The organism is Ruegeria sp. CDSA089 (assembly GCF_059612205.1).
Window position 1 is genome coordinate 1,052,103 of sequence record NZ_JBXWQD010000001.1, and the last position, 24,178, is coordinate 1,076,280.

Sequence of the window (24,178 nt, forward strand, 5' to 3'; positions counted from 1 at the left end):
ATCGGCGCAGGGTCAGTTGATCGACACCACCTCGATATCAAACACGAGGTCCTGACCGGCCAAGGGATGGTTGGCGTCCAGTGTCACTGTTGCCTCATCCGCATCAACCACCGTCACAGGCATGACCTGCCCGTCGGGTGCCTGCATTTGCAGGCGTGAACCGGGCTCCAACGGGATATCGTCGGGGATGCCTTCGCGCGGGATGCTTTGCCGCATCGCCGGGTTGATCGGCCCGTATGCGTCGACGCAAGCAATCTCGACCTTCTTCTTCTCACCCACCGTCAGGCCAGACATGGCGCTGTCGAGCCCCGGAATGATCTGCCCCGATCCCACCACAAATTCCAGCGGATCGCGCCCGTCCGAGCTGTCAAAGACATTCCCGTCCAACAACGTTCCCGTATAGTGAATGCGAACCGTGTCGCCCTGTTTTATAGCGGTCATTCTGGCCTCCGGCCGTTAGAGAGTTGAACGGCGAACCCTAGAGTGTGACACGCCATTGTAAACCCGTTCCTCTTTTGCCAACCTGCGCCCCAGGGATGGAGGGATCAGATGCCGATCAAAACATGTATCTTTGACGCTTATGGCACGCTGTTTGATGTAGCCGCCGCCGCGCGACAGGCCGCAGCCGAGCCGGGGTTTGAAGCACTGGGGCAGAAATGGCCCGAACTGGCTAATTACTGGCGCCTGAAACAGTTGCAATATACTTGGTTGCGCGCAGTCTCGGACGCACATGCGGATTTCTGGGATGTCACGCAGGACGGGTTAGATTGGGCTTTGGAGGCCACCGGTCTGGATGGCGATGCAAAACTGCGGCAACGTCTGCTCGACCTCTATTGGGAATTGCAGGCCTACCCCGAAGTGCCCCAGATGCTGCAAACACTCAAGGCCGGAGGATTGCAGACCGCGATTCTGTCGAACGGCTCGCCGCCGATGTTGGACGGTGCGGTGCAATCTGCGGGGATTGGCGATGTGCTGGACGATGTCCTGTCGGTCGAAAGCGTCGGGGTCTTCAAACCCCATGTACGCGTCTACGATCTGGTGCAGGAACGGTTCGGCGGCGAACGGGGCGAGATTTTGTTCGTGAGTTCAAACGGCTGGGACGCCGCAGGTGCCAGTGGCTATGGTTTTACCACCGCATGGGTCAACCGCGCAAAGGAACCAATGGACCGCTTGCCCTGGAGACCCGCGCATGTATTGTCCGACCTGACGACGATCCCTCAACTTGCTGGGCTGGAATGACATTTTTTACAACAACTGATGGAAAGAACCTGTATTTCGAAGAAAACGGATCAGGTTCGCCCGTCCTTTGCCTTGCAGGGCTGACACGTAATACCCAGGACTTCTCGTTTCTGACACCGCATATGGCAGATCATCGGATGATTGCGATGGACTACCGAGGGCGCGGCCAGTCGGAATATGACACCGACCACGGCAACTATAACGTTCTGCGCGAAGCCCATGACGCGATCGAATTGCTGGACCATCTTGGGCTTGAGCGGGTTTCGGTGATCGGCACTTCGCGCGGCGGGTTGATAGCCATGGCGCTCGCCGCCAGTCACCCCGAGCGTTTGGCCTCGGTCGTGCTGAACGATATCGGGCCGGTTATCGACACTTCAGGGATTGCCAAAATCATGGGCTATGTCGGTAAAAAGCCGGTTTCCAAAACCTATGATGAAGCAGCTCTTGCCCTGCAGCATATGATGGCCGAACAATTCCCCGGAGTTCCGCTGGAGCGATGGCGGCAAATGGCTGAATTCCAGAATCAGGAAACTGAACAGGGCCTAGCTTTGCGCTATGATCTGGGGTTGCGCACCGCCTTGCTGGAACAGGCCGCCGCCGGGGCGATCCCGGATATGTGGCTGTTTTTTGAGGCTTTGCGCGACATTCCAACCGGCGTCATTCGGGGTGCAATTTCCGATGTGCTGGGCAAGGACACTCTGGCCGAGATGCATAGACGTCATCCCGGCCTGGTCTCAGTCGAAGTCCCTGACCGGGGCCACGCGCCCTTTCTGGACGAACCGCAATCCCTGGAGCTGATCCGCAACATATTGGACGCCGTATGAGCACATTGCAAATGATTGAAGCGGCCGCAGAACGGTTGCGGGGCCACGTGCGGGAAACACCGATCCTGACCTCCCCGTTTCTGGACGAGATTGCGGGCCGCCGGGTGCTGGTCAAACCCGAATGCCTGCAACATACCGGCAGCTTCAAGTTTCGCGGAGCTTGGTCGGCGATTTCAGCGCTCAGCGAAGCCGAGCGCAGCCGCGGGGTGATCGCTTTTTCCTCGGGCAATCACGCGCAGGGCGTGGCCCACGCCGCCGCCCGTCACGGTATCGCGTCGGTGATCATCATGCCGTCAGACGCGCCCCAGTTGAAAATCAACAACACCCGCGCTCTGGGCGGTGAGGTGGTTCTGTACGACCGCGCCACGGAAAGCCGCGAAGAGATTGGCGAGGCTTTGGCCGCCGAGCGTGGTCTGACCCTGATCCGCCCCTATGACGAACCGCAGGTGATCGCCGGGCAAGGCACCACTGGACTGGAAATCGCCCGGCAAGCTGCGGATTTGGGCGTGGAACAAGCCGATGTGCTGGTGTGCTGCGGTGGCGGCGGGCTGACCTCGGGCATTGCGCTGGCGCTTGAAGAACACGCTCCCGGCCTGCGTCCCCGCCCCTGCGAGCCCGAGGGGTTTGACGACGTGAAACGCTCTTTAGCGACGGGGCAAATCCAAAGCAACGCGGCAACCAGCGGCAATATCTGCGACGCTATCCTGACTCCGCAACCGGGGGACATCACCTTCCCCATCCTCAACCGCCTGTGCGGCCCCGGCCTGTCTGTGTCCGAAGATGAAGCCATGCACGCCATGGCGCTGGCCTTCTTGCGCCTCAAGATTGTTCTGGAACCGGGCGGAGCCGTATCGCTGGCCTCGGCCCTGTTTCGGCGCGACGAGATCGAGGGTGATGCGGTGATCGTCGTCGCCTCGGGCGGCAACACAGACCCGGATGTCTTTGTCAAAGCGCTGGAGTTCCTGACCTGACAAACCCTACGCGATTTGGGTATTAGTCGGTTCCAGATGGGATGAACGGGGAAACAGTCATGCAAATCGCTGATCTTGGGGATGTCCAGATTCACTATCGGGTCGACGGAGACCCCGATGGGCCGACCGTGGTGTTCGCGAACTCGCTGGGCACCGATATGCGCCTGTGGGACGCCGTGCTGCACCATCTGCCCGCTGGTCTTCGGATCATTCGGTATGACAAACGCGGGCACGGCTTGTCTTCATGCCCGGCCGGTCCCTATTCGATGGGTGCGCTGGTTCGGGATACTGAATCGCTGCTGGATCTTCTGAATGTGCGCGATTGCGTGTTTGTGGGCCTATCAATCGGCGGGCTGATTGCGCAAGGGTTGGCGGTCAAACGCATGGATCAGGTGCGCGCACTGGTGCTGTCGAATACGGCGGCCAAGATCGGCACGCCTGCCATGTGGCAAGACCGGATCGACGCCATCCGCAAGGACGGGATCGAGGCGTTGGCCGACGCCACGATGGAGCGCTGGTTCTCGCGCGCGTTTCGCGCCACGCCTGATATGCTGCTGTGGCGAAACATGATGGAACGCCAGCCTGCCGAAGGATATATTGGGTGTTGTGCGGCCATTTCGGGAACGGATTTTTACACCCCCACAAGCGGCTTGCGCCTACTCACACTGGGCATTGCGGGCAGCGAGGATGGCTCGACCCCGCCCGATCTGGTACGCGAGACCATCGAGCTGATCCCCGGATCGAAGTTCGAGTTGATGCGCAGGGCCGGTCATCTGCCCTGCGTCGAGCAGCCCGAAGAATATGCAAACCTGCTGCACCGTTTCCTGGCCGATATCGGTCATATCTGAAGGAGGGCGACATGGCGGATTTTCTGTTGGTTCACGGCTCCTGCCACGGCGCGTGGTGCTGGCGCGACCTGATCCCGGCGCTTCAGGCTTTGGGCCACACGGCCCGCGCGATTGACATGCCCAGCCATGGCTCGGATCCGACGCCCATTGCGCAAGTCACGCTGGCCGGGTGCCGGGATGCGGTGTTGGCCGCTTCGACCCCCGAAACGATCATCGTCGGACATTCCTGGGGCGGCTACCCGATCAGCGCCGCGGCCGAGGCCGATCCTTCGGCCATGAAGGCGCTGGTCTACCTGTGCGCCTACGTGCCCAAAGATGGCATGTCGATGGTCGAGATGCGCCGCCGATCCCCGCGCCAGACCATCGCTGACGCGGTCGAGAAATCTGCCGACGGCCTGTCCTACATCGTCAAGCCGGATTGCGTGCAAGACCTGTTCTATCACGACTGCCCGCCCGGTGCCGTGCGCTGCGCGCTGGCACGCCTGTGCCCGCAACCCATCGCGCCGCAGGACACGCCCCTGCCTCTCACGGAAAATTGGGAGCAAGTCCCAAAAGCCTATATCCGCACGACCGATGATCGCACGATTCCGCCAGAATATCAGGCGCAGATGAGCCTGTCGGTGCCGCAGGACATGCGTTTCGACATCGACAGCTCGCACTCGCCGTTCTTTTCGCACCCTGACAAACTGGCCGGAATTCTGAACTCTATCGCAGATCAGCCCTTTCCGTCGGGTCGCCTGCGTTGACACTTTCAACCCTGTCACTCTGGGGCTAGGGTCCACCGGACCCCCTTTGTGATTGCTGACCATGCGCCTGCCCTTCCTCTTTGTCCTGCTGACTGTGATGATCGACGCGATGGGCATCGGCCTTGTTCTGCCGATCATGCCCGAGCTTATTGTCGAGGTTCAGGGCGGCACCCTTGCCAGCGCCGCGATCTGGGGCGGCGTGCTCAGCACAACATTCGCGGCCATGCAGTTTGTCTTCGGCCCGATCCTGGGCAACCTCTCGGACGCGTATGGGCGGCGGGTCGTGTTGCTGGTCTCGCTGTTCGTGATGGCGCTGGACTATGTCGTGATGGCACTGGCCGGCAGCATCTGGCTGTTGGTTCTGGGGCGCTTGGTCGGAGGCATCACCGCAGCCACCCATGCCACTGCTGCGGCCTTCATGGCCGATGTCTCGAAACCGAAGGACAAGGCCGCCAATTTCGGCCTGCTGGGCGCGGCTTTTGGCGTCGGTTTTGTCCTTGGCCCTGTTATCGGTGGATTGCTCAGCGAATACGGAACCCGCGCGCCCTTTTGGGCGGCAGCCGGGCTTTCAACCCTCGCCTTCGCCATCGGTGTCTTTGTAATGCCCGAGACTGTCACCGACAAAACCCGCCGCACGTTCAGCCTGCGTCGCGCCAACCCGGTCAACTCTTTGCGCGCCATAGCCAGCCTGCCCGGAATTCGCCCGATGTTGTGGGTTTATTTCCTCTATTCTGTGTCGATCTACGTCTATCCGGCGATCTGGGCCTATTTTACCACTGAACGCTTTGGCTGGTCGCCGCAGATGATTGGCCTGTCGCTGGGCGTCTACGGTATCGGAATGGCTGCGGTTCAGGGCGGGTTGATCCGACCGGCCACGCGGTATTTCGGCGAGCGCAGGACCATCATCTTCGGTATGGGGTTCGAGATCGTCAGCTTTATCATACTGGGGTTTCTGACCAACGGCTTCATCGCCCTGATGCTGATCCCGATCACCGCCATTGGTGCAATCGTCACCCCGGCGTTGCAAGCGATGACTTCCCGCGCCACCCCGGATTCCCAGCAAGGCGAATTACAGGGCGTCCTCACCTCACTGCATGCCTTGTCGATGGTCCTATCGCCTTTGGTGATGACCAGCGTCTTTGCGCAGTTTGCGCGCCCGGATGCCGTGCTCTATCTGCCGGGGGCACCGTTTCTGCTGGCCATGGTTTTGATGATCGTCGGCTTCGCTCTTTTCGTTAGGTCACGTCCGAATATGGCCTGACACCGACCCTTTGATGACGGTTTCCGCCTTGCACTGCGCCCCGGTCCACGGCACCGTGCCTCAAAAGGACGAGGGCAAACCATGCAAACCATCAAAGCCGCCGTATGCCGGGCGTTTAACGAACCTCTGGTCATCGAGGACGTGCAACTGGCACCACCGGGAACGGGCGAGGTCGAAGTGACCCTGGGTGCGGTGGCGATCTGCCACTCGGACATTTCCTACGCCAGTGGCGCGTGGGGCGGGTTCCTGCCTGCGGTCTATGGGCATGAGGCTGCGGGTGTGATCTCCGCCGTGGGCGCTGCAACCGACGGGTTTCAGGTCGGGGATCCAGTCGTTGTCACGCTGATCCGCGCCTGCGGGTCCTGTCCGTCCTGTGCGGGTGGGCAACCGACCATTTGCGAAACGCCCTACGACACAGTGAAAGGTCCACTGCGGACCTCGGACGGCGATCCGCTGGAACAGGCCATGGCCTGCGGTGCCTTTGCCGAAAAGGTCGTCGTCAGCCATAGGCAGATCGTGAAAATCCCCGAAACCATGCCCAAGGACGTTGCCAGCCTGCTGTCCTGCGGTGTGATCACCGGTGTAGGTGCTGCCGTCAACGCCGCTGGTTTGCGGGCCGGTCAGGACGTTGTCGTGATCGGCGCGGGTGGGGTGGGCCTGAACGCAATTCAAGGCGCTCGTATAGCCGGGGCCCGCCGTATCGTGGCTGTCGACATGACCGAAGAGAAGCTTGAGATCGCGAAAGAATTCGGTGCGACCCATGGCGTTCTGGCAACGGCCAAAGCCCCTTGGAAGGAATCCTACAAGGCTTTGGGCGGGCGCGGCGCGGATGCGGTACTGATTACCGTCGGCGCCATCCCGGCCTATGATCAAGCCCCGCGCTATCTGGGACGCGGCGGCAAGGCGATCATGATCGGAATGCCGCATTCCGGGGATATGTCGACCTATGAACCGGTTATGCTGGCCGCTTTGGGCCAAGGCGTGATCGGGTCGAAAATGGGCGATGTGGTCATTCAGCGGGATATCCCATGGATGATCGACCTCTATGAACAAGGGCGGCTGAAACTGGATGAGCTGATTTCGGGCCGCTGGTCGCTGGATCAAATCAACGAGGCCATTGCCGACACCAAGACCGGATCGGCCAAACGCAATGTGATCCTGTTTGACCGAGGCTAGCCACGCATGAAACTGCAAGATCTCGACATCATCGTCACCGCCCCGCCTGCGCCGGGTTGGGGAGGGCGTTATTGGATACTGGTGAAGCTAACGACCGATACCGGGATTACTGGCTGGGGGGAATGCTATGCATCCTCCGTCGGGCCCAAGGCGATGCGCCACGTCATCCGCGACGTGTTCGAGCGGCATATGCTGGGCGAGAACCCCGAGAACATCGAACTCATGTTCCGCCGCGCCTATTCCAGCGGCTTCACGCAGCGCCCCGACCTGACGGTGATGGGCGCGTTTTCGGGGCTCGAGATCGCTTGCTGGGACATTCTGGGCAAAGACCGCGACCGCCCGGTCTATGCCTTGTTGGGTGGGCTGATGAATGACCGCATTCGCGCCTATACGTACCTCTATCCCCTACCCCAGCATAACCTGACCGACTTCTGGACTTCGCCCGAACAGGCCGGGGAATGCGCGGCCGAGATGGTGCGGCGCGGCTTTACAGCCGTCAAATTCGACCCCGCCGGGCCTTACACGATCCGGGGCGGGCACATGCCCGCGATGTCCGATATCTCAATGTCCGTGGCCTTCTGCAAAGCGATCCGCGAGGCGGTTGGCGACAAAGCCGACCTGTTGTTCGGAACCCACGGCCAGTTCAACACCGCAGGCGCGATCCGTCTGGGACAAGCGCTGGAACCATATTCTCCGCTATGGTTCGAAGAACCGACGCCGCCCGACATGGTCGAGGACATGGCCCGCGTCGCCCGAAATGTCCGCATCCCGGTGGCAACCGGTGAACGAATGACGACCAAGGCCGAATTCGGCGCGGTCCTGCGCGCGGGTGCGGCTGAGATCCTGCAGCCCGCATTGGGACGTGCTGGCGGGATATGGGAGATGAAAAAGGTCGCCGCCATGGCCGAGGTTTTCAACGCCCAGATGGCACCGCATCTTTATGCCGGGCCGATCGAGTGGGCCGCGAATATCCATCTGGCGGCCTCAATCCCGAACCTACTTCTGCTTGAGACGATCGAAACCCCGTTCCATGACGCGCTGATCAAGGGCAGCCTTCGGGTTGAGGACGGGTTTGTCACCGCGCCCACCGCGCCGGGGTTGGGAATTGAAGTAGACGAGGAATTGGCCCGCGCGCATCCCTTTGACGGAACGGGTCTGCATTTACAGATGCAGGAAGAACCTTGCGACTATGTCAACGGAAATGCGTTTCAGGGCGGCGCGCCTGCAACCGAGGGGTGACAAACCGCAGGGTTTTGCGGCATATTGCATGAACCCCCTAGTTTCAGACAGGCCACCCATGACACTCATGGAAAACGACACGCAAACGGCAGATGGTGCCGTAACAGATATGAAGGAAAGCGCCGCGCAGGCGGCGGCTTTTCTCAAAGCTCTGGCCCATGAAGGCCGACTGATGATCCTATGCCATTTGGGAACGGGCGAAAAATCGGTGGGTGAGTTGGAAAGGCTGCTGGAAATCCGTCAGGCCGCCGTCAGCCAGATGCTGGCGCGTTTGCGGGCCGAGGGGCTGGTTTCAACCCGTCGCGATGGCAAGACGATCTATTACTCGTTGAAAGACGGCAATACCGAGCAGGTGATCGGCCTGCTTTACGATCTGTTCTGCAAGCCGCAGGATTAGTTCGACACGTAGCCCGCAATCACCTGCATCAGCTTAAACGCCGTCGCGGCGTCATTTTCCACAACGGCCAGGAATTCCTCTTCGCCCACGCGCAGACAGGACAGCTCTGTCTCGGCGATCATGCTCAGCGCGCGCGGTTCTTTGCGGATCAGTCCCAGTTCGCCCACCAACGCCCCTGCGCCTACAGTGGTGATCAACTGATCCGGTCCGTCGGGCTGCGGCAAGTACAGCCCAGCCTCCCCTTCCAGAACTACATAGGCCCCGTCGGTGGGCTGGTCATCTTTGAGGAAAACAATCTCGCCCGGTTTGGCGTCGAACCAGCGGGCACCAAATGCCAGCAGGCGAAGTTGGCGACGGTCGAGGCCAGAAAACAGCGGCGTCTGCTCCAACGCGCGCAGTTTGCGCGCGAGGTCGGCCGATGCAGCACTGTCTTCTTCCACGTCCGTAGGTCCTTCGTCTGAAACCACACGACCTTGCCGTATTTCGACAAACATGTCGAATACGCCGGGGTTGTCGTACTGGTCGTTCAGATAGATGACAGTCGTCTCGGGTAGCAGCGATCGCAGGTTCTTATAGACCGCAACCTGCGTGGACATGTCATAGCTGGCGAGCGCACTATCAAGGATCAGGATATCGGGTTTCTTGATCGTCGCACGGGTAAAGGAAAGCGGTTCGGCAAAAACCGCAGGCAGGTTCTGCCCGCCCAACGCCACCGGCACGTCATATATCAACTCGACCACTAAAGGCCGTGCGCCGTTCTGATCCAGCACATCCACGATCAGCTTGCGCACCTCGTCCGAGCGCGCGCCACCGATCTGGCTGACTTTTCCGAACAGCGCATTCTCCATCACCGTCAAACCCGGTGCAAAAGCATCTGCGTTCAGTGGCACAAACACATCGTGCAGCGTTTCCAGCAGCTTTTGCGAGTGACTGTGGCGCAGTTCCAGAATCCGATCCTTCAGCTCATCGGTGAACGCAGGCCCGATCTGCTCGGCCGAGATCACAACAGGCACGGCCAGAAGCGTGGCAAGCTGTTCATCATCCAGACCTGACACGCCTTCGTCCCGCGTGCGTTCCAAAAGTTCGATGGCCTTTTCATAGGTCTGCGCCTCAAGCCCAAGCTTTCGGAACAAAGGGTGATCGGTTCCGTCCAGACCGAAAATCTGGCGCAGCATTTCGATTACGTCGCGGGTCAGATGCACCAGCGTTTCATCCAGCCCCAATTCCCGAAGCTGGCCAAGGAAAACGGTCTGCTGTGCCAACAGGGCCTGCGTCACCGGAACGCGCGGGGTGGCAAACAGCAGGTTCTCGGCCACCGGCAGGGCCGCGTTGTAGCAGCAGCGATCAAAGACCAGCGCCTGTTGCTCCAGCCCGGCATCACGCACGGCCTGCTGCACCACCGGGCGCAGCTCAATCAGTTTTCCCGCCAGATTTTGGTGCGTGTCCGGATCAAACGCCTGTTCCGCCCCGCGCTGGAACAACGCCCCACCCGAGCCCATCCCGTCAATCAGGTGCAACCACCAGTCGCGTAGCGCCTCGGGGCTGTCCAGATCCGCACGCGACGGGTCCAGCCATTGGGCCTGCAACGGGTCATCGCTGTTGCCCGCCCGTCGAGTTTCGGCAAATCCGGGATCGTCTGTGGACGCGCTTAGCGGTTTGAACCGGATCGGCATCATTACGTTGTCGCCCAGCGTGCCCTGAAACATCACCGGGCGAGACGAAGCATAGCCGATACGCGCCGCGACGACCCCCTGATGCAGGCTCGCAATATCCTGTGTCCCTATCGACACTCGCCCGGCACTGGGCAGCATCTCGCGCGTCAGCAGCTCGGCAATGGCGCGGCGATCTTCCTCGCTGGGTGCCGCGATCCCGATAGTCTTACCCGCCGGAAAGCTGAGGTTCAGATCATCCAGCACCTGATTGCCGTCCATATCCCGGACCGAGACATGATCCAGCACGATATCGCCCCGCAGACGCGGTTGTTTTTCGGGCTCACCCTCAAACAGCTTTTCGTCCAGCATGCCCGGCGGGGCAAATCGCTCGACGACCACCTCCCATCTCAGCGACATGTCCTGAGTCTGGTTGTAGTAGGTCAGCAATTCCTTCCAGGGCGAGCTGAGGTCCTTATACGCCGCCAGCGCCGCCACCAGCGCCCCCAGCGAGACCGAACCCTGAAGTACCAGCAAACCACCGACCAGATAGAACATGAACGGGGTCAGTTGCGAGATGAAGTTGTTGATGAACTTCATAAAGAACTTTTTCTGGTAGATCTCGAACCGGATACCGAACAGACGCCCCAACTGATCCGAGACCATCGCCCGCCGATACCGCCATCCGCCATTGGTGCGCAGGGTCGAGGCACCAGCCGCGTTTTCACCGATCTGGGCGGCCAGAACGCGGACTTCCTGAATACGCTTCTTGTTCAGCAGGTTGATCTGGCGTTGAAGCTTGGGGATCAGCCACGCCTGCACCGGGATCAACGCAACAGCGGCCAGGCCGAACCAGACGCTTTGCAAAAACAGGAAGGACAGGATGGTAATCATCTGTCCTGCCTGCAACACCGGCTGACTGATCGCATCGCCCATCAGCCCGCCCATCGGCTCGCTTTCGGCGGTGATCATCGACACCATCTCACCCTGACTGACCCGTTCAAAATAGGGTTGAGGGAACCGAAGGGCACGGCTGATTAACTGATAACGAAAGCGGCGCAGCATCCGCTCGCTCAGCACACCTTTCATCGTGTTGATCCGCATTTTCATCAGGCCATGAGCCAAAACTGCGGCAAGGAAAGCAAAACACAGGATGATCAGAAATGTGGTTTGCGGCAGTTGGTAGCCAAGCACATTCACCACCGAGCTTCCGGCCCCGATGGCGTCATTGATGATCCGCTTAGGCAACTCCAGCGTGAGATACAGCAAGGGAAACAGCGTCGAAGTCACAGCCAGCAGGATTAACTGGTCGCGCTTCGAATATTTCCAAATAAAGCGGAAGATCGTGCGTTCTATGGAACCTGCCCCTGCTACGGTTCATGGACACGGCCTGAACAGCATCGCCGCACAACCGTTGCTTTGAATTTACCGCAATCGAGACCAGCGACGCAAACAGTTTCCAATTTGATCAGATTTTTGCCGAATGTGAACAAGTTCATTTGCGCAACCACAAGTTAGCGCCTAGACTTTGCATCAGGACGATGTCGGGAGGATTCATTTGCATGCCAGTTTAGGCGCAGTGTTTTTGATGCTCTGCTTATTGCAGATCAAACATATGTTTGCGGACTACTACCTCCAAACGCCAAAAATGCTGGCGGGACGCGGAGAATATTTTCACATGGGACGGGCACAACATGCAGCGGTGCATGTAGTGGGCTCTGTCCTTGTGTTTTTGCTGTTCGGCGCGCCCTGGGCCTTTATTCTGATCATCGCCGCGTTGGAATGGATCGTTCATTTCAACATTGATTTCGCCAAGGCCAGTTATTCCGACAAAAAGCAACTGGTACCGACGCAATCGGCCTTCTGGCGTGCTGCCGGTCTAGACCAATGCCTGCACAATCTGACGTATGTCGCTATGGTCTGGGCTTGGGTAAAATTTGCGGTTTAGGCCACGTTAACAAGGCCGGATCGACTGTAGATCGACAGCCACATGTCATCCAGCACATCCAGCTTCTCAACGTCAAAATTGTCTGCATGTTCCCAATACCGACCACTCGGAACATAATATCCCAGATCCCGTTCGCACCGCAAAACGTTGTCCATCCCATCCGTCGATGGCAACTGAGGTGACATCAAAGAGGTCGTGGAAACTGAGGGGTAGACCAACCTGCTGCGCCCTTGCGACAGCCGCACGACCCGGCAACCCTGCGCAGCCCCGAACAAGCCCAGACGCGCGGACTTGGCCTCGAGCGATCTGAGCGTGACATCATCACGCAAGGGATCGGCGGCCCCGCGACCGTAGAAATGCGTCTTGCCTACTTTCGGGTAAATCATGTCGCAGCCAAAGTAGGCTAGAACCGCCGGGCGCAGCGATGCCAAAGCCCAATACCCAGCCGTCAAGGCCATCGTCCCGCCCGCATAGACGAAACCGCCATAAGCATTTTGCAGCGGAACATACTCCGAGGCCTCGACAATGCGCTGACCCGGATCTGACGCGGCAGGTCTGTTATCGACCGGAAAATCCTCGGGATGAATCAACACATCCCAATCCGGTCGGACACGCCAGGCATTATTGATGGCGACTATATGGGTAAAGGGCGCGCGGGGCCACTGTCGGGCGGCCACTGCGCTTGGGGCGCTGCCCAGTATCAGAACTCGGTTCCTCGGTTCGGTCATTCTGGGCTCCGTCCCATTCTGCTCCCGGAATTCTAGAGCGATTCAGCCTGACGGCTAGCCCAGAACCGAAAAACTGCTTTCTTCGTTAATGGGGCGCTTGCGAGAATAGAACCCGACGTCGATCATTCGCTTGATATAGGGCAGTTCGAATTGCAGCGGTTGCGTGTCGTGATCTGCACCGCCCTCGCAATAGTTGATCAGCGCGGCCATCATCTTGCCGGCAATTGGCGCGTTCTTGTACTGGTTCCCGCTGGTCCCGCAGGCCATGTAGAACCCCGGCAGGCTGGATTTGTCGTAGATCGGAATCCAGTCGGTCGACGCATCATACAAGTCCACCACTCCGCGCGTTTTCGAGGGAATGCCGAGGCTGGGCACCCGTTGTGCATAGCGCATCGCCTGAGTGGTCCACTGATCGGTGAAGTCGCGGTTGTAGTGCACGTCATCCTCGCACCACTGATGCGGATCGCATTCGGGATCTTCCGAGCCAACAAGGATGTGGTTGCCATGTTCCGGCCGGCAGTAAAGCGCGATATCGCTGTCCGACACGATGGTGCCGTCATTTTCGAAATCAAACCCTTCGGGCGCGGGGACGTGCACCACCTCTTGCCGCAGGGGGCGGGTTTCGATGGTCATATCATCCAGCACACCTGCCATACCGTTGATGATCGCCGAGCCCGGTCCGGCCACATTCACCACCACCTTGGCACGGATTTCCTCGCCCGAGGCCAGCTTGACCCCGGCCACGCGCCCATCCTCGGTCAGAATCTTGACCACTTCGGCCCCGGTGCGTACTTCGGCCCCGTTCAATTTGGCCGCGTCCATCAGGTTCTGCGCCGACAGTGCCGGGTCGGTAACGTAGCCCGCTTGCGGCCAGAACACCCCGCCCTGCATCTTGCCCCCGTTGGGCTGGCCAAATTCCGGGTCATCCATGCGTTTGGGCGGCGTGAAACTGTCCAGCGAATAGACAGGCAAGCGCTCGGTGATCTTCTCAGGCGACCATTCCTCAAAAGGGCAATCCAGATCAGCACTGTTTTTCATATGCTTGACCAGCATCCCGTTGGCATCGGTCTTCATCACCAGACACCCCGTCTCGCGGAACTGCGCCAGATTGGCATCAGCGGGCAGGCCCAGATAGGCAGCCCAGTCGCGCCAATAGTGATACCCCTCCCACGCGAACGCAGTGCCGTCGAAGGTCGAATAGTGCATTCGAATGATGGCGCAGGACCCGGCCGTGGACCCGTGCCCGACCTGAGCGTTGCGGTCCAGTGACAGGGTTTTCCATCCTGCCTTGGCCATCTCGAATGCGACGGCAGCCCCGATCACTCCGGTGCCGATGATGATTGCGTCAGGTTGGCTCATGACGTGTTCTTCTCCCAGTAAAACCGCGAATAGGCGCTGAACTCCTCGATCTCTTCGTCGAGCGGTTCAACGCCAGTGAAAACAAACAGGTAGTGAGAGACCAACGACAGACGCAGCAACATCGGCTCATTTAGCTGCGCCAAATCGTACCCGATCTGCATGTAGTAGAGCACGCGCGCCCGCGTCTCGGCCTCGGTCTCATCATAGTCATAGCGGATGAACATTGCCCGCAGCGCCGCCAGCCGCCGTGCATCCGACTGATCCAGCATTCGCCGTACCTTGCCCGACCTGCGCGCCCAGTCGCGCACGGCAAAATCCAGCGCGGTATCGAAGAGTTCAGAGTTCACGACACAACGCTGCACATTGCAAACAGCGGCGGTGATCGTTGCGGCAGGGAGTTCGGATTGGGCGATCAGGGCCGCCGTATTGGTCGCCTGCCATTTGGCGAGCAACGCATCCAACAGCTCCTGCCGGGACTTGAAATACCAATAGAAAGACGACCGCGACACGGCCATACGCTCGGCCAGGTTCATCACCTTGACCTGCTCGACCCCGTCCGAGATCAGCACGTCCATCGCAACATTCAGCCAGTCGTCCCGCGTGACCTTGATATTGCCGACCAAAGGTTCGGCATCCGGATCATCACGGTGAAGAATGGGTTTGGTGTTCATTCAACTCTCCGGCGGCGCGCCGCCCTCGGCGGTCCTGCGCGCGATGAAATCCTGCAAGGCACCCAGCTGGTCGCTGTTGCTGCTGGGGGGCTTGAAATCATTAAGGATACCCTTCCAAACTTCGGTGGCGCGGTGATTGGCATCGACCGAGCCACGCTCGGTCCACGTCCCGAAATTGGCGTAGTCATGGACATGGGGCTGATAGAATTCGGTGTTGTACCGTTCCATAGTCTGGGTTGAGGCAAAGAAATGCCCGCTAGGGTCGACCTCGCTCAGCGCGGTGTCAAAACCGATCTCGGCAGCGCCGGCCTGAGCGCCTGCGCAAAGCTCGGCCACCATGTTCAGCACCTCGGCGTCACAGACAAGCTTTTCGAATGAAACGGACAGCCCGCCCTCCAACCATCCTGCCGCGTGTATGATCACGGTGGCCCCGGCCATTAGACAGCCCCACAGGCCAAACTGGTTCTCATTCGCCGCCTGCACATCGTTAATGTTTGAAGCCGATCCCGCAGCGGATCGCCATGGCAAGCCCAAATGCCGCGCGAGTTGCCCTGCAGCCAGTGACGCTTGAAAATGCGAGGGCGTCCCGAAAGCAGGGGCGCCCGATTTCATGTCCACGTTGCTGGTGAACGTGCCATAGCAAACTGGCGCGCCGGGTTTGGTCAGTTGGGTCAGGGTCAATGCCGCCAGAGCCTCGGCATGGGACAGTGTGATCGCGCCCGCCACGGTGATCGGGGCCATTGCTCCCATCAGGGTAAACGGCGTGATAATCGACATCTGCCCATGCCGCGCAAAATCGATCAGCCCCTGTGCCATGGGGATATCCAGCGTGCGCGGGCTGTTGGTATTGATGATCGTATAACAATACGGGTTTGTACGGAATTCGTCATCGTTTAGCCCCCGCGCGGTCGAGAGCATTTCGAAACAATCCATCACCTGCGGCGTTCCGCGCGAGAAGAAGAAGGGGAACTTGTCTGTCAGTTCCATTTGCGCCTGCGTGGTGAAATAGTGCCGCAAATTGGTCGGCACATCCTGCGGCTCTACCTGGGGTGAGATCATCTGGAACACATCGAAATGATGCGTCAGCTTCAGGAAATCAAGATAATCCTGCCCCGTCGCAGGGCGGCGACCCCTTTCCAGATCGGTGGCGTTTGGCGCCCCTGCCCCTGGCTGAAACACCAACGAACCCAGCTCCAGCGTGAAATCGCGAGCACGTGACCCGGCACGGCAGGCAATCGACTTGGGGGCCGAGGCGACGGCGGCCTCAACCATGTCGCGACCGATAAAAACCATTTCACTGCCTTCATCTACGCGCGCTCCAGCAGCGGCATAGATACGACGTGCCTCCGGCAGCAGGACCTTGACCCCAAGTTCTTGCAGGATGCGCAGCGCAGTGTCGTGCATGTCCGCGATCTGATCTGCAGGGAACACTTCCATCTGCGGAAAGGGATTTCTAAGCTGGCGGTAGTTGACGTCGCGACTGGGCGGTGGCGCGGTGTCCCCACCGCGTCCACGCCGTCTTCGGCCCCGTTCAGACGTTTGCGCGTTCATGTTCAGCCCCGCATCGCTTTGCCTTGCGGATCGTAGGGCGAAGCAGAAATGACCCGCGCGGGACGCTCGACGCCAACCACATGCACGGACAACTCGGTCCCCGGCTCGGCCTTGTCGCGGTCAACCAGGGCCATCGCCAAGGATTTGCCGGTGTAGTGCCCGTAGCCGCCCGAGGTCACAAAACCCACCCGCTCATCACTCGACCAGATCGGTTCATACCCGCTGGCATCCGCATCCAGCGCATCGACCTCTAGCGTGACCTGAACCTGCGCTGGTCCGTTGCCGTCGCGTTCGGCCATGGCGGCCTCTTTGCCCACAAAGGATTTGTCCCAGTCGATCCAACGATCCATCCCGGTCATGCCCGGCGTGTACGCCTGAGTAAATTCAGCCGACCAGATCCCAAAGCTTTTCTCAAGTCGCGTAGACAGCATCGCGTTAAAGCCACATTCGCGGATGCCTTCGTCAGCCCCGGCCTCAAGCAAAATTCGGCGCAGTTTGATGTGATCACCATAGCGGCAATTGATCTCATAGCCTTTCTCGCCCGTCACCGACATGCGGGCCACGCGCGCGCGGACCAGACCGATGTCGAAATCCCCACAGCCCATGAAAGGAAGGCTTGCGATATCCTGCTCGGCCAGTTTCTCGACCACCGCCTGCGACTTCGGTCCAACCACGGCGAATCCGCAATATTCCTCACCAAGATCGCGGACCGAGACACCGTCAATCATGTGGTCATCGAACCAGCGCATGTGCCAGGCCCGCAGGTAGTAGCTACCCATGATCCACCACGTTCCGTCGCCCCAGTTAAGGACAGTCAGATCGCCTTTGAGCCGCCCGTTCTCGCCCAGCATCGGGGCAAGCTTGGCACGCCCCGGCGCAGGCAGTTTCGAAGCCATGACCTTGTCCAGCCAAAGCTGCGCATTGGGGCCGCTGACCTCGAAACGCGAAAAGCCGGAAATATCCAAAAGACCCGCACCTTCGCGGATCACCTTGCATTCCTCGGACACAATGTCATGCGCGTTTGACCGTTTGAGCGTCGGCGTTTCCTCGAACCCTTTCGGCGCGAAATAGAGCGGCACCTCAAGATCCCAACTGACGCCCCACTTGCACCCGGCCTCGGTCATCGCGTCGTGCGCGGGGGCCATTTTCAGCGGGCGGCCTGCGGGCAGTTGCTCGTTCGGATAGGTCATCACGAAGCGGCGCGAATAGAACTGCCCCGTGGTTTCGCGGATATACCGCTTGTTCTGCGCAAAATCCCCGAAACGCGCCACATCCATCGGCCACGCATCCGCCTCGGGCTCGCCATGGATCATCCACTCGGCCAGTGTTTTGCCAACGCCGCCGCCCTGCAAGAACCCGGCCATCACCGCACAGGCCGACCAATAGCCGCGCTTGCCGGGCACCGGCCCGACCAGAGGGTTGCCATCCGGCGCAAAGGTAAACGCGCCGTTCACCCAGGTCTTGATGCCCACATTCTGGATCGACGGATACCGCTCAAAGCCCAGCGTCAGCTCATTCTCGATCCGATCCAGCTGTTCCTGAAACAGTTCCTCGCCATAGTTCCACGGCGCGCCATCCATCGCCCAGTGTTCATGCTCAACTTCATAAATACCGACCAGAACGCCTTTCTGGTCCTGCCGCATATAGGTGAACCCTTCTAGGTCCACGGTCATCGGCATCTCGAAATCCGCTTGCGCGACCTCGGGCACCGTATCGGTGATCAGGTAGTGGTGTTTCAGCGGCGAGACCGGCAGTTCGACTCCGGCCATGCGCCCGACCTGTTTGGCCCACAGACCCGCCGCGTTGACCACATGTTCGCAGGTGATCGTGCCTTTGTCGGTCACAACCTCCCACCCATCGGCCGTCTGCGTCAGGCTTTCGACCTTGGTTTCCTCATAGTATTCCGCACCGCGCTTTTTTGCCGCCGTGGCGTAGGCCTGCACAGTACCGGTTGTGTCGATATATCCCTCGCGATCAGCCCACATTGCGCCCAACACGCCCTCGGTCGACATGATCGGACAACGCCTCTGCGCCTCTTCCGGGGTCAGCAACTCGCAATCATCAATGCCGATGGACTGGAAGATGCGGTAATTGGCCTGCAACCACTCCCAACGCTCGGGTGTACCAGCCAAAGTCAGACCACCAGTCATGTGCAGGCCGATATTCTGGCCGGATTCTTTCTCGATCTCGCTCAGCAGGTCGATTGTATAGGCTTGCAACGCCGCCATGTTGGGATCGGCGTTCAACGCATGGATACCGCCCGCCGCATGCCAAGACGACCCCGAGGCCAATCGCCGCCGCTCCAGCATAACAACATCCGACCAGCCAAACTTGGCCAGATGATACAATACAGACGCCCCCACGACGCCGCCCCCAATGACCACTACGCGATACTGAGATTTCATCTTGCCCTCCCCTGCATGGCTCGCGGGGAACGCTAGACGCACTGTTCATATCTGTCTAGACATTTCTGTACAGTTCTGAACTTTAGAACGCGTCTCGGGGTTCAATGGGCCTTAAAGCTGGGCGCTGTGGCGGCCGGCGACCTTATCGAACCACGCAAGCGTCGCCGAATTTTCCTGCGGGATCCGCATCTTGATCACCCGAGCGAAATCCACAAACACAAAGGTCGAGATATCGGCCAGCGTAAACTCTGGCCCAGCCACATTGGCACTGTCTTTCAGCCGATTTTCAAGCATCGCAAAGAACCGTTCCACCCGCTCGACCCCGCGCTGCGCCAGCTCGGGAATTTGGGCATAGTTTGCAGGACCGGGAATCGCTCGTCCTTCGAAAGCTGGATGCGCGTTGCGCAGCGCCTCGGCCACAGGGGCACCGCCTTGCTGTTCGACGATGCTGTTCCACATCAAAACCAACCCTTTTTCATCCGGGGTACGCCCCATCAGCGGCGGTTCTGGGAACTGCGCCTCAAGATAGGCCGCGATTCCGAGGTTTTCGGTCAATACCGTCCCTTCATCTGTCACCAGCACGGGCAGCGTGGCATTGGGGTTGATCGCACGGAAGTCCTCAGCCAGCTGTTCCCCCTTTGCGATCGAGATATCGCGGGTCTCAATCTCCAGCCCTTTTTCAGCAATGAACATCCGCGCGCGGCGTGGGTTCGGGGCAGTCGAGCAATCGTAGAATAGCATTAGAGCCCCCTTCAGCGGCGATAAATGAAACAACGCCCTTCAACTGCTCCGTCTGGCAGGGGCAGTTCAGTCAGCCCATCGAAATACATCCGATCGCTGGAGACCATCAATCCGCCCTCGGCCAGAAGCGGCTCGATCAACGGGGACACGAACCGGGCAAAAGCGTCGTTCTTTTCGCGGTTATGCCCGCCCAGATCGGCATGGATCAAACTGGCCGTAGCGCCGAATCGATCCAGCGATGCGGGCAACGTCTCGCGCACATCGCCCAGAATCACCAGATCTTCCGGCGGGGTCGAATCCGGGTGCGAGGCCACGGCGCGTTCGAACACATATACCGGGCGGTTCCGCACATACTGCACCATGTGGTGATAAGTACGGCCATTACCCAGGCCCAGCTCGAATACCGGCCCGTCCATCCCCTGTGTTTGAGCGATGGCATAGTCCAGACAGGCCCGTTGCGAGACCATGCGGTCAATGAACAGATCGAGGCGGCTTTGGGGATCGGGCACGGGAAAATCTCTCCTTGATAGTTGCCGAAGCTTAATCAGGCATCGACGCCGTCTGTGATGACAAATCCTCAAGGGTTTGTGTAGGCAATTTCGCCTCAGTTTCATATTCCCGCGACATTTCAGCCCAAGAACGGGTTTGACTAATCAGGCCCAACCGCGCGAAACTGCGACAAAAAACACGGGGAGTTGATCAAGCCTATGCCGAGTGACGGCCGAACGGGTGGGAAACCCGCATGACTGCGTTGTTGTCTGTCAGGGACCTCAGCATCGGCTTCGGTGCGGGTGAGGCCGTGGTTCAGGGCGTCAGTTTCGACGTCGAGGCCGGGCAGACTTTGGCGTTGGTGGGCGAGTCCGGGTCTGGAAAAACCATCTCGTGCCGCGCGGCGCTTCGCATCCTGCCGCGCACGGCCCAGATACGCAGCGGCACCATTACTCTGAATGATTCCAAAGGATTGGAAGACCTGACGGCAATCAGTGAGCGCCAGATGCGTGACATTCGCGGCAATCGGGTTTCGATGATTTTTCAGGAACCGATGCGGTCGCTGTCGCCCTTGCACAAGATCGGCAATCAGGTCAGCGAGGTTCTGTGGCTGCATCGCGGCGCGTCCGAGGCGCAGGCCCGCAAAGAAGTTCTGACCCAGTTCGAACGCGTGGGCTTTCCTGACCCCCAGCGCGCCTATGATTCTTACCCGTTCGAGCTGTCCGGCGGCATGCGCCAACGTGCGATGATTGCCATGGCAATGGTTGCCAAGCCGGAACTGCTGATCGCGGATGAGCCAACCACCGCGCTGGATGTCACCACGCAGGCGCAGGTTTTGGGGTTGATCAAAGAGTTGCAGCGCGAGACGGGCATGGCGCTGATCCTTGTGACCCATGACCTGGGCGTCGTTGCCAATATGGCCGAACAAGTGGTCGTTATGCACAAGGGTAGGGTGATGGAATCCGGGGCGGCCGCGCCTATTTTGACCACACCTGCGCATCCCTACACCCAGCAATTGTTCAACGCCGCGCCCCAGATTCCCGACAAGGAAGCTGTTGGCATTCCGATGCCCGGCGAGGACCTAATCCTGCAAATGAACAGTGTCTCCAAAACCTATACCATGCGCTCCAGCAAAGGGTGGCAAGGTGACCGGCTGATCCATGCCTGTCGCGGTGTCGATCTGAATCTGGCACGTGGCAAGACACTGGCCATTGTCGGCGAAAGCGGATCAGGCAAAACCACGGCCGCCCGCATTGCGCTCGGGGCCGAGCCCCCCGATCCGGGCGGAGAGGTTCTGTTTCGCACCGCGCCCGACGCCGACCCGATCACGGTTCACCACATGACCCGCGCCCAGCGCACTGCGTTTCAGCGCAAGGCGCAAATGGTGTTTCAGGACCCCTACAGCTCGCTCAGCCCGCGGATGCGCATTCAGGACGCGATGACCGAGCCGTTGGAGATCCACAAGATCGGCTCGCCCGCTGAACAACGGGACAAAGCGGCCGAGATGCTGCAACGGGTCGGGCTGAACGCCGACATGCTGAAACGCTATCCTCACGCGTTTTCAGGCGGTCAGCGACAGCGCCTTTCTATCGCACGGGCGATGATGTTGGACCCACAGCTGATTGTCTGTGACGAGCCGACCTCGGCTTTGGATGTCTCGGTGCAGGAACAGATCCTGACGCTGCTGGAAAACCTGCAAGACAGCTTGAAACTGTCCTATTTCTTTATCTCGCACGACCTTGCGGTCGTGGCGCGCATCGCAGACGAAGTTGCAGTGATGCGCCGGGGCCTTGTGGTGGAACAAGCCCCGCCCGAGACACTGTTCTACAACCCGCACCACCCCTACACAAAGGCGCTGATCGCCGCACAACCGGAACCCGACATCAACCGGCCCATCGACCTGAATTTGGTTGCTTTGGGCGCCGGTTCGCCCGACAGTTGGGATGACGCCTTCCGATTTACCGACTCCGTGATACCTTCATTGGTGGAAATGGAGCCCGGCCATAAGGTACGATGCCATGTTTAAGACCACTCGCCCCCTGATCCTGGCAGCCGCAATGTCGGCGCTGTGGTTTCTGCCCGCCACTGCAGAGACCCCCACCCCTCAGGAAAGCGCGTTCTGGGAAGACGAAGTGGCCGCCGGAAACATGCCTCCCGTCGCAGAACGCCTACCGGCTGAGCCGCTGGTGGTCGATCTGGCCGCCAAGGGGCGTGAGTTCGGAACGCCGGGCGGCACGTTGCGCACCATGGTGACGCGATCCAAGGACATTCGGCAGATGGTGGTCTATGGCTATGCCCGCCTGGTCGGTTTTGACGAAGATTACGAAATTGTCCCTGATCTGCTGGAATCCTTCACCAATGAAGACAACCGCAAATTCACCCTGAACCTGCGCGAAGGCCACAAATGGTCCGATGGGTCGCCCTTTACGTCCGAAGATTTTCGATACTGGTGGGAGGACGTAGCCAATAACGAATTGCTCAGCCCGTCGGGGCCGCCGGATTTCCTGATTGTCGAAGGCAAGAGCCCGACCGTCACTTTCCCTGATGAAACGACCATCGTGTTCGAATGGGCCGACCCGAACCCTGATTTCCTGCAATCACTGGCACAGGCACGCCCGCCGTTCATCTACCGCCCATCCGCGTTTCTGAAACAATATCACGAGAGCTTCGCTGACGCCGATGAGCTGGCCTTTCAGGTCGAAGACGCCCGCGTCAAAAGCTGGGCGGCGCTACATAACAAGCTGGATAACCTCTATAAGTTCGACAATCACGAGTTGCCGACGCTGCAACCTTGGCTGAATGCCAGCTCGGGCAAAAAGATCCGGCACAACTTTGTCCGCAACCCCTATTACCACCGCATCGACAGCAAAGGTGTGCAACTACCCTATATCGACGTGGTCGAGATGGAGATCGTGGCACCCGGTCTGGTCGCCGCCAAGACCAATGCGGGCGAGACCGATTTGCAAGGGCGTGGGCTGGCGTTCCGGGACGCCTCGATCCTGAAAAAGGGTGAAGCCGGGGGGAATTACAAAACCCTGCTGTGGAAAACCGGTGTTGCCTCGCAGATTGCGATCTATCCCAACCTGAACTTTGCCGATGACGGATGGCGAGAAGTTCTGCGCGACGTGCGCGTGCGTCGCGCGCTGTCGCTGGCCATTGACCGCAAGACGATCAATCAGGCGCTGTACTTCAAACTGGCGCAACCGGGTGCGATGTCGGTTCTGCCTGCCTCGCCCTTCTATGACGAGGAAAACGCCAAGGCCTGGGCGCAATATGACATCGAAACCGCAAACGCTTTGCTGGACGAAGCTGGCCTGAACCAGCGCGACAAGGATGGTATTCGTTTGCTACCCGATGGCCGCCCGATGGAGCTTATCATTGAAACCGCCGGTGAGCGGCAAGAGGTCGAGAACGCCTTGCAGATCGTTACCGACACATGGCGCGAGATAGGCGTCGATCTGGTGATGCGCCCGCTGGACCGGGACATCCTGCGGAACCGGGTGTTTGCGGGTAACACCATGGCCTCGGTCTGGTTTGGCTGGGATGACGGTATCCCGCAGGCCCACACCTCACCCGCCTATCTGGCACCCACCGATCAGGTGTTTCTGGCCTGGCCTAAATGGGGGCAGTATTACCAGACCGGCGGCGATGTCGGCGAAGCGCCCGATATGCCCGAGGCCGAGCGCCTGATGGAACTTGCCCATGACTGGGAAATCGCCACATCAGATGACGAACGCAAGGCCGTCTGGTCCGAGATGCTGAAGATCCACGCCGATCAGCTTTATGCCATCGGCATTCTGAATGGCGCCCCGCAGCCCATCGTTGTGTCCAACCGCCTGCGCAACGTGCCCGAACAGGCCATGTGGGCATGGGAACCCGGCGCGCATTTCGGCATCCATCGCCCTGACGAGTTCTACTTCGCCGACTGACAGGAGC

At 59.6% G+C, this 24,178-nt stretch carries 21 protein-coding genes; 12 read left to right on the forward strand and 9 right to left on the reverse strand.

Annotation, left to right across the window (positions count from 1 at the left end):
• Window positions 1-12 precede the first annotated feature (12 nt).
• Entirely contained in the window at window positions 13-441 is a 429-nt protein-coding gene (locus AC2FJ6_RS05355) for an FKBP-type peptidyl-prolyl cis-trans isomerase (RefSeq protein WP_170769899.1), read from the reverse strand.
• Between the two features lie 108 nt (window positions 442-549).
• On the opposite strand from AC2FJ6_RS05355, the gene AC2FJ6_RS05360 reads away from it, so the two are divergent.
• From AC2FJ6_RS05360 to AC2FJ6_RS05400, 9 genes are all read left to right on the forward strand, one after another.
• Window positions 550-1,239, forward strand: a complete 690-nt coding sequence (locus AC2FJ6_RS05360; protein WP_170769898.1) for a haloacid dehalogenase type II — start codon at window positions 550-552, stop codon at window positions 1,237-1,239.
• Window positions 1,236-2,063, forward strand: a complete 828-nt coding sequence (locus tag AC2FJ6_RS05365; RefSeq protein WP_170769897.1) for an alpha/beta fold hydrolase — start codon at window positions 1,236-1,238, stop codon at window positions 2,061-2,063. Before AC2FJ6_RS05360 ends, AC2FJ6_RS05365 begins: the two co-directional genes overlap by 4 nt.
• On the forward strand, window positions 2,060-3,034 hold the full coding sequence (locus AC2FJ6_RS05370; RefSeq protein WP_170769896.1) for a threonine ammonia-lyase: 975 nt from the start codon (window positions 2,060-2,062) through the stop codon (window positions 3,032-3,034). Before AC2FJ6_RS05365 ends, AC2FJ6_RS05370 begins: the two co-directional genes overlap by 4 nt.
• Window positions 3,035-3,093: 59 nt before the next feature.
• Window positions 3,094-3,882 (forward strand): 3-oxoadipate enol-lactonase, encoded by a 789-nt coding sequence (gene pcaD / locus AC2FJ6_RS05375; protein ID WP_170769895.1) that lies wholly within the window; start codon window positions 3,094-3,096, stop codon window positions 3,880-3,882.
• An 11-nt stretch (window positions 3,883-3,893) separates the two neighbouring features.
• The gene (locus tag AC2FJ6_RS05380) at window positions 3,894-4,628 is read left to right on the forward strand and encodes an alpha/beta fold hydrolase (RefSeq protein ID WP_170769894.1); all 735 of its coding nucleotides are present in this window, start codon (window positions 3,894-3,896) and stop codon (window positions 4,626-4,628) included.
• Window positions 4,629-4,689: 61 nt separating this feature from the next.
• The gene (locus AC2FJ6_RS05385) at window positions 4,690-5,889 is read left to right on the forward strand and encodes a TCR/Tet family MFS transporter (RefSeq protein ID WP_496668562.1); all 1,200 of its coding nucleotides are present in this window, start codon (window positions 4,690-4,692) and stop codon (window positions 5,887-5,889) included.
• Window positions 5,890-5,970: 81 nt separating this feature from the next.
• On the forward strand, window positions 5,971-7,065 hold the full coding sequence (locus tag AC2FJ6_RS05390) for a Zn-dependent alcohol dehydrogenase (RefSeq protein ID WP_170769892.1): 1,095 nt from the start codon (window positions 5,971-5,973) through the stop codon (window positions 7,063-7,065).
• Between the two features lie 6 nt (window positions 7,066-7,071).
• Window positions 7,072-8,304, forward strand: a complete 1,233-nt coding sequence (locus AC2FJ6_RS05395) for a mandelate racemase/muconate lactonizing enzyme family protein (protein ID WP_170769891.1) — start codon at window positions 7,072-7,074, stop codon at window positions 8,302-8,304.
• Between the two features lie 109 nt (window positions 8,305-8,413).
• Window positions 8,414-8,701, forward strand: a complete 288-nt coding sequence (locus tag AC2FJ6_RS05400) for an ArsR/SmtB family transcription factor (RefSeq protein ID WP_170770588.1) — start codon at window positions 8,414-8,416, stop codon at window positions 8,699-8,701.
• On the opposite strand, the gene AC2FJ6_RS05405 is transcribed toward AC2FJ6_RS05400, so the two are convergent.
• Window positions 8,698-11,694: a cyclic nucleotide-binding domain-containing protein gene (locus tag AC2FJ6_RS05405; protein ID WP_496668603.1), complete on the reverse strand. Its 2,997-nt coding sequence runs from the start codon at window positions 11,692-11,694 to the stop codon at window positions 8,698-8,700. The genes AC2FJ6_RS05400 and AC2FJ6_RS05405 overlap by 4 nt on opposite strands.
• 244 nt (window positions 11,695-11,938) lie before the next feature.
• Between AC2FJ6_RS05405 and AC2FJ6_RS05410 the strand changes: the two genes are divergently transcribed.
• The gene (locus AC2FJ6_RS05410; RefSeq protein WP_170783009.1) at window positions 11,939-12,298 is read left to right on the forward strand and encodes a DUF3307 domain-containing protein; all 360 of its coding nucleotides are present in this window, start codon (window positions 11,939-11,941) and stop codon (window positions 12,296-12,298) included.
• On the opposite strand, the gene AC2FJ6_RS05415 is transcribed toward AC2FJ6_RS05410, so the two are convergent.
• From AC2FJ6_RS05415 to AC2FJ6_RS05445, 7 genes are all read right to left on the reverse strand, one after another.
• On the reverse strand, window positions 12,295-13,026 hold the full coding sequence (locus AC2FJ6_RS05415) for a hypothetical protein (protein WP_496668564.1): 732 nt from the start codon (window positions 13,024-13,026) through the stop codon (window positions 12,295-12,297). The genes AC2FJ6_RS05410 and AC2FJ6_RS05415 overlap by 4 nt on opposite strands.
• A 54-nt stretch (window positions 13,027-13,080) precedes the next feature.
• Window positions 13,081-14,385: an NAD(P)/FAD-dependent oxidoreductase gene (locus AC2FJ6_RS05420; RefSeq protein WP_170769889.1), complete on the reverse strand. Its 1,305-nt coding sequence runs from the start codon at window positions 14,383-14,385 to the stop codon at window positions 13,081-13,083.
• Window positions 14,382-15,056, reverse strand: a complete 675-nt coding sequence (locus tag AC2FJ6_RS05425; RefSeq protein WP_170769888.1) for a TetR/AcrR family transcriptional regulator — start codon at window positions 15,054-15,056, stop codon at window positions 14,382-14,384. The genes AC2FJ6_RS05420 and AC2FJ6_RS05425 overlap by 4 nt, the downstream gene beginning before the upstream one ends.
• Window positions 15,057-16,607, reverse strand: a complete 1,551-nt coding sequence (locus tag AC2FJ6_RS05430) for a trimethylamine methyltransferase family protein (protein WP_170769887.1) — start codon at window positions 16,605-16,607, stop codon at window positions 15,057-15,059.
• Window positions 16,608-16,609: 2 nt separating this feature from the next.
• On the reverse strand, window positions 16,610-19,012 hold the full coding sequence (locus tag AC2FJ6_RS05435) for a GcvT family protein (protein ID WP_496668567.1): 2,403 nt from the start codon (window positions 19,010-19,012) through the stop codon (window positions 16,610-16,612).
• A 111-nt stretch (window positions 19,013-19,123) separates the two neighbouring features.
• On the reverse strand, window positions 19,124-19,753 hold the full coding sequence (locus tag AC2FJ6_RS05440) for a glutathione S-transferase family protein (RefSeq protein ID WP_480897558.1): 630 nt from the start codon (window positions 19,751-19,753) through the stop codon (window positions 19,124-19,126).
• A gap of 11 nt (window positions 19,754-19,764) precedes the next feature.
• Complete coding sequence (locus AC2FJ6_RS05445; RefSeq protein ID WP_331252079.1) at window positions 19,765-20,262, reverse strand: class I SAM-dependent methyltransferase; 498 nt, start codon at window positions 20,260-20,262, stop codon at window positions 19,765-19,767.
• A gap of 233 nt (window positions 20,263-20,495) precedes the next feature.
• Between AC2FJ6_RS05445 and AC2FJ6_RS05450 the strand changes: the two genes are divergently transcribed.
• Window positions 20,496-22,268: an ABC transporter ATP-binding protein gene (locus tag AC2FJ6_RS05450; protein ID WP_170769883.1), complete on the forward strand. Its 1,773-nt coding sequence runs from the start codon at window positions 20,496-20,498 to the stop codon at window positions 22,266-22,268.
• A complete protein-coding gene (locus tag AC2FJ6_RS05455) occupies window positions 22,261-24,171 on the forward strand; it encodes an ABC transporter substrate-binding protein (protein ID WP_170769882.1) in 1,911 nt (636 codons plus the stop codon). Before AC2FJ6_RS05450 ends, AC2FJ6_RS05455 begins: the two co-directional genes overlap by 8 nt.
• The last annotated feature ends 7 nt before the right edge of the window (window positions 24,172-24,178 follow it).

What these genes read in the sequence shown, in the direction of transcription:
- AC2FJ6_RS05355 (WP_170769899.1), bottom strand. Translation starts at nt 441, where the DNA reads ATGACCGCTATAAAACAGGGCGACACGGTTCGCATTCACTATACGGGA.
- AC2FJ6_RS05360 (WP_170769898.1), top strand. Translation starts at nt 550, where the DNA reads ATGCCGATCAAAACATGTATCTTTGACGCTTATGGCACGCTGTTTGAT.
- AC2FJ6_RS05365 (WP_170769897.1), top strand. Translation starts at nt 1,236, where the DNA reads ATGACATTTTTTACAACAACTGATGGAAAGAACCTGTATTTCGAAGAA.
- AC2FJ6_RS05370 (WP_170769896.1), top strand. Translation starts at nt 2,060, where the DNA reads ATGAGCACATTGCAAATGATTGAAGCGGCCGCAGAACGGTTGCGGGGC.
- pcaD (WP_170769895.1), top strand. Translation starts at nt 3,094, where the DNA reads ATGCAAATCGCTGATCTTGGGGATGTCCAGATTCACTATCGGGTCGAC.
- AC2FJ6_RS05380 (WP_170769894.1), top strand. Translation starts at nt 3,894, where the DNA reads ATGGCGGATTTTCTGTTGGTTCACGGCTCCTGCCACGGCGCGTGGTGC.
- AC2FJ6_RS05385 (WP_496668562.1), top strand. Translation starts at nt 4,690, where the DNA reads ATGCGCCTGCCCTTCCTCTTTGTCCTGCTGACTGTGATGATCGACGCG.
- AC2FJ6_RS05390 (WP_170769892.1), top strand. Translation starts at nt 5,971, where the DNA reads ATGCAAACCATCAAAGCCGCCGTATGCCGGGCGTTTAACGAACCTCTG.
- AC2FJ6_RS05395 (WP_170769891.1), top strand. Translation starts at nt 7,072, where the DNA reads ATGAAACTGCAAGATCTCGACATCATCGTCACCGCCCCGCCTGCGCCG.
- AC2FJ6_RS05400 (WP_170770588.1), top strand. Translation starts at nt 8,414, where the DNA reads ATGAAGGAAAGCGCCGCGCAGGCGGCGGCTTTTCTCAAAGCTCTGGCC.
- AC2FJ6_RS05410 (WP_170783009.1), top strand. Translation starts at nt 11,939, where the DNA reads ATGCTCTGCTTATTGCAGATCAAACATATGTTTGCGGACTACTACCTC.
- AC2FJ6_RS05415 (WP_496668564.1), bottom strand. Translation starts at nt 13,026, where the DNA reads ATGACCGAACCGAGGAACCGAGTTCTGATACTGGGCAGCGCCCCAAGC.
- AC2FJ6_RS05420 (WP_170769889.1), bottom strand. Translation starts at nt 14,385, where the DNA reads ATGAGCCAACCTGACGCAATCATCATCGGCACCGGAGTGATCGGGGCT.
- AC2FJ6_RS05425 (WP_170769888.1), bottom strand. Translation starts at nt 15,056, where the DNA reads ATGAACACCAAACCCATTCTTCACCGTGATGATCCGGATGCCGAACCT.
- AC2FJ6_RS05430 (WP_170769887.1), bottom strand. Translation starts at nt 16,607, where the DNA reads ATGAACGCGCAAACGTCTGAACGGGGCCGAAGACGGCGTGGACGCGGT.
- AC2FJ6_RS05435 (WP_496668567.1), bottom strand. Translation starts at nt 19,012, where the DNA reads ATGAAATCTCAGTATCGCGTAGTGGTCATTGGGGGCGGCGTCGTGGGG.
- AC2FJ6_RS05440 (WP_480897558.1), bottom strand. Translation starts at nt 19,753, where the DNA reads ATGCTATTCTACGATTGCTCGACTGCCCCGAACCCACGCCGCGCGCGG.
- AC2FJ6_RS05450 (WP_170769883.1), top strand. Translation starts at nt 20,496, where the DNA reads ATGACTGCGTTGTTGTCTGTCAGGGACCTCAGCATCGGCTTCGGTGCG.
- AC2FJ6_RS05455 (WP_170769882.1), top strand. Translation starts at nt 22,261, where the DNA reads ATGTTTAAGACCACTCGCCCCCTGATCCTGGCAGCCGCAATGTCGGCG.